The 12,004-nt window shown below is 74.2% G+C and carries 13 protein-coding genes; 5 read left to right on the top strand and 8 right to left on the bottom strand.

What is annotated here, in order from left to right; translation table 11 throughout:
- Positions 1-124 precede the first annotated feature (124 nt).
- The 3 genes from ACZ6S5_RS14645 (at position 125) to ACZ6S5_RS14635 (ending at position 3,778) form a co-directional block, all read left to right on the top strand.
- Complete coding sequence (locus tag ACZ6S5_RS14645) at positions 125-754, top strand: TIGR03085 family metal-binding protein (RefSeq protein ID WP_466000624.1); 630 nt, start codon at positions 125-127, stop codon at positions 752-754.
- Positions 755-879: 125 nt separating this feature from the next.
- A complete protein-coding gene (locus ACZ6S5_RS14640; protein ID WP_466000623.1) occupies positions 880-1,830 on the top strand; it encodes a terpene synthase family protein in 951 nt (316 codons plus the stop codon).
- 121 nt (positions 1,831-1,951) lie between these two features.
- Positions 1,952-3,778 carry an AMP-dependent synthetase/ligase gene (locus ACZ6S5_RS14635; RefSeq protein WP_466000622.1) on the top strand — a complete coding sequence of 609 codons (1,827 nt, stop codon included), beginning with the start codon at positions 1,952-1,954 and terminating at the stop codon, positions 3,776-3,778.
- A 52-nt stretch (positions 3,779-3,830) separates the two neighbouring features.
- Here ACZ6S5_RS14635 and ACZ6S5_RS14630 read toward each other — a convergent pair whose 3' ends face one another.
- Both ACZ6S5_RS14630 and yczR read right to left on the bottom strand, forming a co-directional pair.
- Positions 3,831-5,144: a low temperature requirement protein A gene (locus ACZ6S5_RS14630; protein WP_466000621.1), complete on the bottom strand. Its 1,314-nt coding sequence runs from the start codon at positions 5,142-5,144 to the stop codon at positions 3,831-3,833.
- Positions 5,145-5,230: 86 nt separating this feature from the next.
- Positions 5,231-6,688 carry a MocR-like transcription factor YczR gene (yczR, locus tag ACZ6S5_RS14625; protein ID WP_466000620.1) on the bottom strand — a complete coding sequence of 486 codons (1,458 nt, stop codon included), beginning with the start codon at positions 6,686-6,688 and terminating at the stop codon, positions 5,231-5,233.
- 58 nt (positions 6,689-6,746) lie between these two features.
- Here yczR and yczE point away from each other — a divergent pair, with 58 nt between their 5' ends.
- Positions 6,747-7,424 (top strand): membrane protein YczE, encoded by a 678-nt coding sequence (gene yczE / locus ACZ6S5_RS14620; RefSeq protein ID WP_466000619.1) that lies wholly within the window; start codon positions 6,747-6,749, stop codon positions 7,422-7,424.
- Between the two features lie 140 nt (positions 7,425-7,564).
- Positions 7,565-8,026 carry a hypothetical protein gene (locus ACZ6S5_RS14615; protein ID WP_466000618.1) on the top strand — a complete coding sequence of 154 codons (462 nt, stop codon included), beginning with the start codon at positions 7,565-7,567 and terminating at the stop codon, positions 8,024-8,026.
- Positions 8,027-8,038: 12 nt separating this feature from the next.
- On the opposite strand, the gene hisF is transcribed toward ACZ6S5_RS14615, so the two are convergent.
- The 6 genes from hisF to priA all read right to left on the bottom strand — a co-directional run bounded on the left by hisF (position 8,039) and on the right by priA (position 12,000).
- Positions 8,039-8,806, bottom strand: coding sequence for an imidazole glycerol phosphate synthase subunit HisF (gene hisF, locus ACZ6S5_RS14610; protein ID WP_466000617.1), 768 nt, complete (start codon positions 8,804-8,806; stop codon positions 8,039-8,041).
- Between the two features lie 73 nt (positions 8,807-8,879).
- Entirely contained in the window at positions 8,880-9,878 is a 999-nt protein-coding gene (locus ACZ6S5_RS14605) for an NADP-dependent oxidoreductase (protein WP_466000616.1), read from the bottom strand.
- Positions 9,875-10,300 (bottom strand): organic hydroperoxide resistance protein, encoded by a 426-nt coding sequence (locus ACZ6S5_RS14600; RefSeq protein WP_466000677.1) that lies wholly within the window; start codon positions 10,298-10,300, stop codon positions 9,875-9,877. The genes ACZ6S5_RS14605 and ACZ6S5_RS14600 overlap by 4 nt, the downstream gene beginning before the upstream one ends.
- A 5-nt stretch (positions 10,301-10,305) precedes the next feature.
- Positions 10,306-10,752: a MarR family winged helix-turn-helix transcriptional regulator gene (locus tag ACZ6S5_RS14595; RefSeq protein ID WP_466000615.1), complete on the bottom strand. Its 447-nt coding sequence runs from the start codon at positions 10,750-10,752 to the stop codon at positions 10,306-10,308.
- A gap of 109 nt (positions 10,753-10,861) precedes the next feature.
- Positions 10,862-11,275: a RidA family protein gene (locus tag ACZ6S5_RS14590; RefSeq protein WP_466000614.1), complete on the bottom strand. Its 414-nt coding sequence runs from the start codon at positions 11,273-11,275 to the stop codon at positions 10,862-10,864.
- Positions 11,272-12,000 carry a bifunctional 1-(5-phosphoribosyl)-5-((5-phosphoribosylamino)methylideneamino)imidazole-4-carboxamide isomerase/phosphoribosylanthranilate isomerase PriA gene (priA, locus tag ACZ6S5_RS14585; RefSeq protein ID WP_466000613.1) on the bottom strand — a complete coding sequence of 243 codons (729 nt, stop codon included), beginning with the start codon at positions 11,998-12,000 and terminating at the stop codon, positions 11,272-11,274. Before priA ends, ACZ6S5_RS14590 begins: the two co-directional genes overlap by 4 nt.
- Between the last annotated feature and the right edge of the window lie 4 nt (positions 12,001-12,004).

Here is a 12,004-nt window from a genome sequence, read left to right as displayed (position 1 = left end):
ACGTCTCCCCGCCGACCGCCCGACCTGGGCGGTTCGCCGCGCGGCGAACCGGACCCGCGCCGGGGCCGCGCGACCACGCCGCGCCGAACCCCCCGAACAGCCGCGACACGCCTACGATCGGGGGATGCCGCGGTACGCCCGATCGGAGCGCGAGGCGCTCGCCGATCTGCTGCTGGAACTGGGACCGGACGCGCCGACGGTCAACGAGGGGTGGACCACCCGCGACCTGGCGGCGCACCTGCTGGTCCGGGAGCGCCGGCCGGACGCGGCGGGCGGCATCCTGCTGCCGCCGCTGCGCCGCTACGCCGAGACGGTCCGCCGCCGGGTGGCCGCCGGGCCGTACGCGGAGCTGGTGGCCCGGGTCCGCCGCCCGCCGGTGTGGAGCCCGCTGAGCAACCCGCTCACCGACGAACTGGTCAACACGGTGGAGTTCTTCGTCCACCACGAGGACGTACGCCGCGCCCGGCCCGGGTGGCTGCCGCGCGACCTGCCGGCGGGACTGCAGGCGGCGCTGTGGAAGCGGACCGCGCTGCTGGCCCGGCTGGCGCTGCGCCGCTTCCCGGCCGCCCTGCTGGTGCAGGCCCCCGGGTTCGGTGAACTCGCCGTGGGGCGGGGCGGCGAGCGGCTGCGCCTGGTCGGCCCGCCCGGTGAGCTGATCCTCTTCCTCTCCGGCCGGCAGCGGGTGGCCCGGGTGCAGGTGGACGGGGCGGCCGCGCCGGCCGAGCGGCTCCGCGCGGCCGACCTGGGCTTCTGACCGGGTGTGCGGAATCGGTCACGCCGTCGATGTGAAACCTCGTTCACCCAACGACGGCAGCCGATCGCTGGTGCCGTACGCTCCTGCCCGCCGCCACACCCCGGGCGGCGGGACAAGGGAGCACGATGCGGAGCTTCGCCGTCTCGGCACTGCGCGAACCCCCCTTCCCGGCACGCCGGCACACCGCCGTCGACATGGTCGCCACCGAGAGCGCCGGATGGGTACGCGCGCTGGGCCTGCTCGAGAGTTCGGCCGGAGTGCGCCGGCTGACCGGCGCCAACCCGGCCGAACTCGCCGCCCGGGCCTGCCCCGACGCGCCGGTGGAGCGGCTGCGCCTGCTCACCGACCTGATCTCCTGGCTGTTCGTGATGGACGACGCCTGCGACGAGGACGGGCTGGGCGCCAGCCCGACCCGGCTCGCGCCCACCGTGGCGGGCCTGCTGGACGTGCTCGACCGGCACGGCGACCCGGACGTCCCGGCGCCGGCCGACGCCGGACCGCTCGGCGTCGCCCTGGACGACCTGTGCCGGCGGGTCCGCGCCCGGCAGCGGCCGAGCCTGCTGCTGCGCCTGGTCAGCCAGTTGCGGGAGTACCTGATGGCGCTGCTCTGGGAGGCGGCCAACCGCGAGCACGGCCGGGTGCCCGGGGTGGCCGAGTACGTGCAGATGCGCCGGCACACCGGCGGGGTCCGGCCCAGCTTCACCCTGACCGACCTGGCGCACGACGGGTTGCCGGGGGCGGGCCGGCGGGCGGAACCGGCGCTGGCCGCGCTGGACGCCCTCGCAGCCGACCTGGTCTGCTGGTGCAACGACCTCTTCTCCTACGGCAAGGAGCGGGACGGCGCGCCGGACGCGCACAACCTGGTCGCCACGATCATGGGCGAGGGCGGCCCGGACGAGGAGGCCGCGCTGCGGGCGGCCGCCGCCCGGTTCAACGACGGCCTGGCCGCGTACGCGGAGCGGGAGGCGGAGTTCGCCGCGACGGGCGACGAGGGGGTCCGGGCCTTCCTGACCACCCGGCGCAACTGGATCCGGGCCACCTACGACTGGTCGCTCGAGGCAACCAGATACGCCTGACCTGCGCGAGACCGGCACTGGGAAGGGCTAGCCGCTCCCCGGGTACAGGCAATACTCTTCGGTAACCGCAAAATGCCGTGACCCCCGTCACGTTCCCCCACCGTTGAAGGCGGCTGCAACGATGGCTATCGATGTACCATACCGTTCCATCCCCGACATGTTCCTCAAGCGCGTGGCGGACACCCCCGACCGGCCCGCGTTCGCCCACCCCGCCCCGGACGACTCGGGACCGGTCTGGCTGAGCTGGGAGCAGGTCGGACAGCGCGCCAAGGCGGTCGCGGCCGGGCTGCACGGCCTCGGCGTCGGCCTGGAGGACCCCGTCGCGATCCTGGCGAACACCCGGCTGGACTGGGTGATCGCGGACTTCGCCATCATGTGCGCCGGCGGGGCCACCACCACCGTCTACCCGACCACCGAGCCGGAGGACGCGACGTACATCATCGCCGACTCCGGGTCGAAGGTGCTCTTCGCCGAGAACCCGACCCAGGCGGCGAAGATCGTCGGTGCCACGCTACCGGCGCTGACCCATGTGGTGCTCTTCGACGGCGAGCCCGACCCGGCCGCCGCCGTCCCGCAGCTCACCCTGGCCGAGCTGGAAGAGCGTGGCACCCGGGCGCTGGCGAACGAGCCCGACCTGATCGACATGCTGGTCGCCGGCATCGGCCCGGACCACCTGGCCACCCTGATCTACACCTCGGGCACCACCGGGCGGCCCAAGGGCGTCGAGCTGCTGCACGGCGGCTGGTGCTGGGAGGGGGTGGCGCAGGCCGAGCTGGGCCTGCTGCACGCCGACGACCTGCAGTACCTCTGGCTGCCGCTGTCCCACTCGTTCGGCAAGACGCTGCTCTGCGGCGCCACCCACGTCGGGCTGCCCACGTACGTCGACGGCCGGGTGGACAAGCTGGTCGACCTGCTCGGGGTGGTCCGGCCGACGCTGATGTGCGGCGCGCCCCGGGTCTTCGAGAAGGTCTACAACAAGGCGGTCACCACGGCCCAGGGCGCCGGCGGCGCGAAGGCGAAGATCTTCGCCTGGGGGGTCGCGGTGGGCAAGGAGAAGGTCGCCCTGGAACAGGCCGGCAAGCCGGTGCCGACCGGGCTGCGGCTGAAGTACGCGCTGGCCGAGAAGCTGGTCTTCAGCAAGCTCCAGGCCCGGCTCGGCGGCCGGATCCGGGTGCTGGTCTCCGGTGCGGCCCCGCTGAGCAAGGAGATCGCCACCTTCTTCGCCGCCGCGAACCTGCCCATCTCCGAGGGGTACGGCCTCACCGAGACCAGCGCGGGCAACTTCGTCAACCCGCCCGACGGACTGCGCATCGGCACGGTGGGCAGGGCGATGGGCGACCTGGAGTGCCGGATCGACAGCGACGGCGAGATCCTGGTCCGCGGCCGCCCGGTCATGCGCGGCTACCACAACCTGCCCGAGGAGACCGCCGCCGCGTTCACCGAGGACGGCTTCTTCCGGACCGGGGACATCGGCAGCCTCGACGACGACGGCTACCTGCGCATCACCGACCGGAAGAAGGACCTGGTCAAGACCTCGGGCGGCAAGTACATCGCGCCGTCGCACATCGAGGGCATGTTCAAGGCCATCTGCCCGTACACCTCGCAGGCGGTGGTGATCGGGCAGGCCCGCAACTACTGCACCATGCTGGTCACCCTCGACCCGGACGCGATCAAGGGTTGGGTCGCCGGCGGCCCGCTGGACGGCCGGGACTACGCCGACATCGTCACCTCGGCGGAGGCGCGGGAGATGGTGGAGGGCTACGTGGCGGAGCTCAACGCCAAGCTCAACCGCTGGGAGACGATCAAGAAGGTGGCCATCCTCCCCCGCGACCTCACCATCGAGGACGGGGAGATCACCCCCTCACTGAAGATCAAGCGGCGGGGTGTGGAGAGCAACTTCGCCACCGAGATCGAGAAGATGTACGCGGGCACCCTCGCCGAGCTGTAGCGGTCCGCCCGACGGCCGTGCCCCACCGTCCCGGGGCACGGCCGTCGGTGCCTCACAGGTGACGCTGGCGCCAGCGGCTCTGCTCCTCCTCGGCGGCGAGCTGCTCCTCCAGCGCGAGCTGCCGCACCTGCCGCCGCCGACCGTCCTCGCTCAGCGTCTCCACCCCGATGGCGACGACGGTGAGAACCGCCAGCAGGGCGAGGGCGACCAGCTCAGGAAGCACGGCGGCCAGCGGCGCCACCCCGACGATCGCCACCACCCCCACCAGCACCGGCCAGCGCACGGTACGCAGCGCCAACAGCGCGCAGCCGGCGAGGCTGAGCAGGTAGAGCGCGACCCCGCCGTAGAGCACGCTGATCCAGAAACCGCCCAGCGGTGGGCCCCACGACGGGGTGCCCGGCTGGGCCGCCTCGGCAAGCAGATCCTTGAGCGCGAGGGCGAAGAAGATGATCCCGGCGATCATCGGCAGGTGGAGGAAGGTGTACGCGTCCCGGGCCAGCCGAACCCGGGCGTCCGGGTCCCGCGCCTGGTGCAGCGCCTGCTCGAGCGCGAACGCCAGGGTGTCGAAGTACGCCCACCAGAGCACCGCCGCGATCGCGATGCCCAGCACAGCGCCCAGCACGACCGGCCCGGTCAGCGGCAGGCCGCTGATGAACTTCGGCCCCAGCCCCAACGCGATGATCGACTCGCCGAGCGCGATCAGCACCATGAGGGCGTGCCGCTCCGACCAGTGCCCGGCGGAGAGCACCAGCCACCACGGCCGGCCCAGGAGCACCCCGCCCACGTATTCGATCAGCAGCGCCAGGGTCCAGAGCGCGAGTTGCACCGCGAGCGCCGACGACCCGCCGGCCAGCCGCTGCGGCACGGTGCCGGCGGCGATCAGGAGCGCGGCGGCCACCACCGGCAGGGGCGCGAGCAGCAACAGTCTCCTGCGGCGCTCGGGGTCGGCGCGGGCGACCCAGCCGAGGACTGCGAGCTGGGCGGCGCGGATCACGAGGTAGCAGGTGGCGAAGACGACCGGCCCGTGGAGTCCGCCCGGGATGTCGACGAACGCGCCGGGCATGCTCAGGACCAGCAGGAAGGTCGCGGCGACCGTGACGAAGCCGACCAGCGGCAGCACCCCCTGGTCGGCCCGGACCACGTTGCCCAGCGCGGCGAAGCCGGTCCAGCACCACCACAGCAGCACCAGCACCAGCAGGCAGCGGTACAGGTTGAGCGGACTGGGGTGGGTGGCGGTCAGGCTAGTGTCGCTGAGGAACGCCAGCACGAACACCAGGTCGAAGAAGAGCTCCAGCCGGGTGGTCCGCGAGCCCGGCGCGCCGCGCCGGACGACGTTCGCCCAGCGGCTCTCGGCACCGTTCCCCACCCGGGCAGTCTGTCAGCCGTAGGGCCGGTCCCGAGCGGGATCGGCGCAGCCCACGTGCCGGGCGGCGGGGCGGCGAGCGCTGCCGGTCAGGCGATGACCGACGGCTCCCGCCACTGCTGGCGACCGGCCCGGTCCAGGTCGTAGCGGACCGCGGCGAGCCGCCCGACCGCCTCCACCAGGTCCGCGGCCGGCAGGGTGAAGGGCAACCGCAGGAACCGCTCCAGGGTGCCGTCCAGGCCGAACCGGGGACCGGGCGCCAGGCGTACGCCGACCTCCTCGGCGGCCCGGGCCAGCGCGCTGGAGACCGGGCCGTCCAGCTCCGCCCAGAGCGTGACGCCGCCACGCGGCGCGGTGACCCGCCAGTCCGGCAGCCGCTCGGCCAGCGCGCCGACCAGGGCGTCCCGCTGGGTGGCGAGCTGCGCGCGGCGGGCGGCCACGATGGCCGGCGCGTCGGCGAGGAGGTGCACGGCGACGAGCTGGTCCAGCACCGGGCTGGCCATGTCGACGCCCACCCGAGCGGCAGCCAGCCGCTGCACCTGCGGCGCGGACGCGCGGACCCAGCCGATCCGCAGGCCGCCCCAGTACGGCTTGCTCATCCCGCCGATGCTGATCACCCGGGAGTGCCGGTCGAAGGTCGCGACCGGCGGGGGCAGCTCGGTGCCGTCCAGCGGCAGGTCCACGAAGGACTCGTCGATGACCAGATCGGTCCCGGCCGCGTGGGCGGCGCCGACCAGCCGCTCGCGCAGCTCGGCCGCCATCAGGTGGCCGGTGGGGTTCTGGAACTCCGGGATCAGGTACGCCAGCTTGGGCCGGCCCTGCCGGATGCTGCCCAGCAGCAGGTCGGCGTCCCAGCCCACACCGTCGGCGGCGAGGCCGTGGGTGGTGATCCGGGCCCGGCGGGCGGACAGCGCGGCGAGCGCGTTGGGGTACGTGGGCGACTCGACCAGCACTCCGCCGCCCGGCGACAGGGCCAGCCGCAGCACCAGGTCCAGCGCGTGCTGGGTGCCGCTGGTGACCATGATCTGTTCCGGGCTGGTCGGGAGCCCGCGCGCGGTGTACGACCGGGCCACCGCCTCGCGCAGCTCGATGATGCCGGTCGGGTGGTACCCGGCCCCGCCCAGGTAGCGCGGCAGGTCCTCGGCGGCCGCCCGGGCCGCCGGCACCAGCTGCGGCGGCGCGGCGAGCGCGGCCACCCCGAGGTCGATCATGTCCCGGTCGTCGAGCGGGGTCCAGAGGCCGGTGCTGGCCATCCGGTGGGTGCCCGGGAGCATGGTCCAGCTGCCAGCGCCCCGCCGGCTGGCCAGGTGACCGGTCTCGCGCAGCTCCCGGTAGGCGGCGGTGACCGTGGTCCGGCTGATCCGCAGCGCCTCGGCCAGCTCCCGCTCGGCGGGCAGGCGCACCCCGAGCGGGAGCCGCCCGTCGGCGAGCAGGCCGCGGACGGCGGCGGCGAGCGCGGCGTAGTCGGGGCTGCGCCGCCGGCCGGGGAGGGCGTGCCACTGACCGAGCAGCCGGGCCAATTGGACGCCACGGACCTGACTCGTCATGGCCACCCCTCCCAAATTGGCTCTGTCGTCGTCGAGATTGGCCCCTAGGGTGGCATGCATGGCACAGATTGGCAATCTCCGGTACCGGCCCGCCCGGCGGCTGATCCAGCTCTACGTCGGGCTCACCCTCTACGGCGTCAGCATGGCGCTGATGGTCCGGTCCGGGCTCGGCCTCGACCCGTGGGACGTCTTCCACCAGGGCGTGGCCCGGCAGACCGGGCTCACCATCGGCACCGTCACCATCGCCGTGGGCGCCCTGGTCCTGCTGCTCTGGATCCCGCTGCGCCAGCGGCCCGGCCTCGGCACGGTGAGCAACGTCGTGGTGATCGGCCTGGTGGTGGACGCCACCCTGGCCCTGCTGCCGGACGGCGGCGGGCTGCCGGTCCGGGTCGGCCTGCTGGTCGTCGGGATCGTCGCCAACGGCGCCGCCACCGGCCTCTACCTGGGCGCGGCGCTCGGCCCCGGCCCGCGCGACGGCCTGATGACCGGGTACGTCGCCCGCCGCCCCGGCCGCTCGATCCGCCTGGTCCGGACCGCCATCGAGGTCACGGTGCTGGCCCTCGGCTGGCTGCTCGGCGGCACGGTCGGCGTCGGCACCGTCGCGTACGCGCTGGCCATCGGACCTCTCGCGCAGCTGTTCATTCCGCTCTTCGCGGTGCCGCCGCAGCCGACCGCGCCGGCAGCCGTCGAGCCGACCGTGGCGGGCGCTCCTCGCCCGGCCGGCGAGGTGGCCTGACACCCGCCGGGCACGCAGCGTCACCGCGGTTGCAGCCGACCGCCACGGGCTGGGACGGACGGCACCGCGCTGAGCTGCGACGACGGCCGGGGGCGAAACCGGGTGTTTTCTCCGCGGTCGACGCCGGGCATCATTCCTGCATGGGGGAGAACGGATGGCGCTGGACCGACGCCTGGATCTTCGTCTCGCTGGTGATCGCCAGCGGTGCCGGCCGGCACCGCCGGTCGGCCTCCACGCGCCGGCCCGAGGGCGTACGCCTGGCCGACGTCCTCTCCACCGCCGACCACCTCAACCGGTCCATCCCCGAGCGGCACGAGCTGGAGACCGCGGTCCGTCGGCTGGTCGGCGCCGGCCTGGTCAGCGTCTCCGACGGCTGGTTCCGGCTCACCCCCGACGGCGAGCGGCTCTGGCGTAGCCGGCCCAGCGCCGGGGTCGGGACCATGGTGGACACCGTGCAGGGCGCGCTCAGCCGGCAGCACACCCCGGGTGAGTCCGACTGGAGCCTGGCCGAGGACGATCACGCCGCCGCGGTGCAGGAGTATGCGGTCCGCTCGATCCCGATGCCGCGCCGCTCCCCCGAGGGCCACTCCGGCCGCGCCTGACCGCCCGACGGATCAGCGGACCGGGTGGCCGGCGCCGCGCAGGGCGTCCTTGACCTCGCCGACGGTCAGCTCGCCGAAGTGGAAGACGCTGGCCGCGAGCACCGCGTCGGCGCCCGCGCCGATGGCCGGCGGGAAGTGCGCCACCTCGCCGGCGCCGCCGCTGGCGATCACCGGCACGTCGACGACCTGCCGGACGGCCTGGATCAGCGGCAGGTCGAAGCCGGTCTTGGTGCCGTCGGCGTCCATGGAGTTGAGCAGGATCTCCCCCGCGCCCAGCTCGGCGCCACGCGCCGCCCACTCCACCGCGTCGAGGCCGGTGCCCCGGCGCCCGCCGTGGGTGGTCACCTCGAAGCCGCTGGGCGTGGTGTCGCCGGGGGCCCGCCGCACGTCCAGGGAGAGCACCAGCACCTGCCGGCCGAACCGGTCGGCGATCTCGGCGATCAGCTCGGGGCGGGCGATGGCGGCCGTGTTCACCCCGACCTTGTCCGCGCCGGCCCGCAGCAGCGTGTCGACGTCGGCCACCTGGCGGACGCCGCCACCGACGGTCAGCGGGATGAAGACCGACTCGGCGGTGCGGCGGACCACGTCGAGCATCGTCCCCCGGTCGCTGGCGGAGGCGGTGACGTCGAGGAAGGTCAGCTCGTCCGCGCCGGCCCGGTCGTACGCCGCGGCCAGCTCGACCGGGTCACCGGCATCGCGCAGGTCGAGGAAGTTGACCCCCTTGACCACCCGCCCGGCGTCCACGTCCAGACACGGGATCACCCGTACCGCCACCGTCATGCCGCGAGCCTATCCAACGGGTAGGGCACGGCGGCCGGCCCGAGGGGGCCGGCCGCCGGGAACGAGTCCGGGGTCACACCCGGACGAGCATCTTGCCCAGGTTCTCGCCGCGCAGCATGCCGAGGAACGCCTCCGGGGCGTTCTCGATGCCGTCGACCACCGTCTCGTCGTACGAGATCTTCCCGTCGCGCAGCCAGCCGGCCATCTCCTGGACGAACTGCTCGCGCAGGTGGCCGTGGTCACCCACCAGGAAGCCGCGCAGGGTGAGCCGCTTGCCGATCAGCAGCGCCAGGTTGCGCGGCGCGGCGGGCGGCTCGGTGGCGTTGTACTGCGCGATCATGCCGCAGACGGCGGCCCGGCCGTGCAGCTTCATGGCGCCGATGGCGGCCTCCAGGTGCTCGCCGCCGACGTTGTCGAAGTACACGTCGATGCCGTCCGGGGCGGCGGCCTTCAGCGCGTCCCTGACCGGGCCGTCGTGGTAGTCGAAGGCGGCGTCGAAGCCGAGCGCCCGGAGCCGCTCGACCTTGGCCGGGGAGCCGGCGCTGCCCACCACCCGGGCCGCGCCCCGCAGCTTGGCGATCTGGCCGACCATGCTGCCCACCGCGCCGGCCGCGCCGGAGACGAAGACCGTCTCGCCGGGCTTCATGGCGGCCACGTCGAGCAGGCCGGCGTACGCCGTGAGCCCGGTCATGCCGAGCACGCCCAGGTACGCGCTCACCGGCGCCAGGCTCGGGTCGACCGTCCGGGCGGCCCTGGCGTCGACCAGCGCGTACTCGCGCCAGCCGAGACCGTGCAGGACCGTGTCGCCGGGCTTGACTCCGTCGGCCTCGCTCGCCACCACCTCGCCGATCGCGCCGCCGTCGAGCGGGGCGTCGAGCTGGAACGGCGGCACGTACGACTTCACGTCGTTCATCCGGCCCCGCATGTACGGGTCGACCGAGATGAACCGGTTGCGGACCACGAGCTGGCCCGGCCCCGGGGTGGGCACCTCGGTGGTGACCAGGCGGAAGTTGTCCGCGGTCGGCCAGCCCTGCGGGCGCGAGGCCAGGTGGATCTCACGGTTGGTGCTCACAGCGCCTCCCGGACGGTACGGGCGACCTCGATGTTTCCCCGGGTCGCGTTGGAGTAGGGGCAGACCTGGTGGGCGGCCTCGACGAGCTGCTCGGCGGCGGCCCGCTCGACGGCGGGCAGGTCCACGACCAGGGTGACGGTCAGGCCGAAGCCGCCGCTGCCGTTCGGGCCGATGCCCACCTCGGCCTCGACCACCGAGCCGGAGACGTCCACCTTCGCCCGGCGGGCGACGAGCCGCAGCGCGGAGTGGAAGCAGGCCGCGTATCCGGCGGCGAAGAGCTGCTCCGGGTTGGCCGCGCCGCCGGCGCCGCCCATCTCCTTCGGGATGGCCAGGTCCAGGTCGAGGGTGCCGTCCGAGGTACGGACGTGGCCGTCCCGGCCGTCCCCGGTGGCCCGCGCGGACGCGGTGTAGAGCACCTGCATGGGGGTCACTGCTCCTTCTGTCGATGGATCGTCTCGGTGACCCGGGTGAGGGTGTCGCGGAGGGCGATCAGCTCGGCCTCGGTGAGGCCGGTGGCGCGGGCCACCCGCAGCGGCACCTCGTCCATCCGCTCCCGCAGGGCCCGACCCTGCGCGGTGAGGCCCACCTCGACCCGACGCTCATCCCGCGCGGCGCGGGTACGCCGCACCAGGCCGGCCGCTTCCAGCCGCTTGAGCAGCGGAGAGAGCGTGCCGGAGTCGAGCCGGAGCTGGGCGCCGAGCTCGGAGACCGTGGGCGGGTCGTCGCCGCGCTCCCAGAGCACCAGCAGCACCAGGTACTGCGGGTAGGTCAGCCCGTGCTCGTCGAGGATGGGCCGGTAGACGTCGGTGAGGGCGCGCGAGGCCGCGTAGAGGGCGAAGCACACCTGCCGGCGCAGCACCAGGTCATCGGTCACATCCCGAACCGTAGCGCGCAATCAAATTGCGCACAACTCATTCGGCCGCACGGTGAGCACGGCCACCACGGCCGCGGCGAAGACCGGCCCCCGGCCGGAACCACGGGGTTCAGCCTTCGGGGAGCCACGCCTCCAGCTCGACCTCGACCAGGTGGTCCGGGTCGATCAGGCCGGCCACCACCACCATGGTCGCCACCGGGCGGACCGCGCCGAACACCGCGTTGTGCGCCCGGCCCACCTCGTCGGCGTACATCCGGTCGGTCACGTACATCCGGGTCCGGATCACGTCGGCCGGCTCCGCCCCCACCTCGGCGAGCGCGTCGAGGCCGATCCGCAGCGCCTGGGCGGTCTGCGCGGCGGCGTCCCCGACGTGCGCCACCCGACCGTCGACCGTCGAGGTGCACCCGGCGGTGATCGCCAGGTTCCCCACCCGGACCACCCGCGAGTAGCCGTACAGGGCCTCCCAGGGGCCGCCCGAGCCGAGGCGGGTGACGGCGCGGCCGTCGCCCGCGACCGTGGTCACGCCGCGGCCCGCAGGGTGGCGAGCGCCTCGGCGACGGTGAACGCGCCGGCGTACAGCGCCTTGCCGGCGATCACGCCCTCCACGCCGAGCGGCTCCAGGGTGGCCAGGGCGCGCAGGTCGTCCAGGGTCGAGACGCCACCCGAGGCGATCACCGGCGCGTCGGTGCGGGCACAGACCTCGCGGAGCAGGTCCAGGTTCGGCCCGCGCATGGTGCCGTCCTTGGTGATGTCGGTGACGACGTACCGGGAGGCGCCGGCCTTGTCCAGCCGCTCCAGCACCTCGTACAGGTCGCCGCCGTCGCGGGTCCAGCCGCGTGCGGCGAGGGTACGGCCCCGCACGTCCAGCCCGATCGCCACCCGGTCGCCGAACTCGCCGCAGATCCGGTCGCACCACTCCGGGTCCTCCAGCGCGGCGGTGCCGATGTTGACCCGGGCCGCGCCGGTGCCCAGCGCGGCCTGCAACGACTCGTCGTCGCGGATCCCGCCGGAGAGCTCGACCTTCACGTCGAGCTGCCGGACCACCTCGGCGAGCAGGTGCGCGTTGGAGCCCCGACCGAAGGCGGCGTCCAGGTCGACCAGGTGGATCCACTCCGCGCCGTCGGACTGCCAGGCGAGGGCCGCCTCCAGCGGGTCGCCGTACGCGGTCTCGCTGCCGGCGGCGCCCTGCACGAGCCGGACGGCCCGGCCGTCGGCGACGTCCACGGCGGGCAACAGGGTGAGGCTCAAGGCT

This window comes from Micromonospora sp. NPDC051924, from assembly GCF_055586005.1.
Note: the sequence above shows the minus strand (reverse complement) of the source record. Positions and strands in the feature narration are given on the sequence as shown.